The 1,059-nt window shown below is 55.6% G+C and carries 1 rRNA gene; it reads right to left on the bottom strand.

Annotated features, from left to right (window positions below):
* Positions 1 to 31: 31 nt before the first annotated feature.
* Positions 32 to 1,059 (bottom strand): 23S ribosomal RNA (locus ACGFRG_RS36370); the annotation flags it as partial.

The raw sequence follows: 1,059 nt of genomic DNA, 5'->3' as shown, positions 1-1,059 counted from the left end.
TTCAGAACTAACACAGTGGACGCGAGCAACTGAGGACAAGCCCTCGGCCTATTAGTACCAGTCAGCTCCACCCCTTACGAGGCTTCCACATCTGGCCTATCAACCCAGTCGTCTACTGGGAGCCTTACCCTCTCAAGGAGGTGGGAATACTCATCTCGAAGCAGGCTTCCCGCTTAGATGCTTTCAGCGGTTATCCCTCCCGAACGTAGCCAACCAGCCATGCCCTTGGCAGGACAACTGGCACACCAGAGGTTCGTCCGTCCCGGTCCTCTCGTACTAGGGACAGCCCTTCTCAATATTCCTACGCGCACAGCGGATAGGGACCGAACTGTCTCACGACGTTCTAAACCCAGCTCGCGTACCGCTTTAATGGGCGAACAGCCCAACCCTTGGGACCGACTCCAGCCCCAGGATGCGACGAGCCGACATCGAGGTGCCAAACCATCCCGTCGATATGGACTCTTGGGGAAGATCAGCCTGTTATCCCCGGGGTACCTTTTATCCGTTGAGCGACGGCGCTTCCACAAGCCACCGCCGGATCACTAGTCCCGACTTTCGTCCCTGCTCGACCCGTCGGTCTCACAGTCAAGCTCCCTTGTGCACTTACACTCAACACCTGATTGCCAACCAGGCTGAGGGAACCTTTGGGCGCCTCCGTTACTCTTTAGGAGGCAACCGCCCCAGTTAAACTACCCATCAGACACTGTCCCTGATCCGGATCACGGACCCAGGTTAGACATCCAGCACGACCAGAGTGGTATTTCAACGACGACTCCACCTGAACTGGCGTCCAAGCTTCACAGTCTCCCACCTATCCTACACAAGCCGAACCGAACACCAATATCAAACTGTAGTAAAGGTCCCGGGGTCTTTCCGTCCTGCTGCGCGAAACGAGCATCTTTACTCGTAGTGCAATTTCACCGGGCCTATGGTTGAGACAGTCGAGAAGTCGTTACGCCATTCGTGCAGGTCGGAACTTACCCGACAAGGAATTTCGCTACCTTAGGATGGTTATAGTTACCACCGCCGTTTACTGGCGCTTAAGTTCTCAGCTTCGCC

It is taken from the genome of Streptomyces sp. NPDC048696, from assembly GCF_043198895.1.
GTDB lineage: Bacteria > Actinomycetota > Actinomycetes > Streptomycetales > Streptomycetaceae > Streptomyces.
This window is presented reverse-complemented; position numbering and strand designations above follow the sequence as displayed.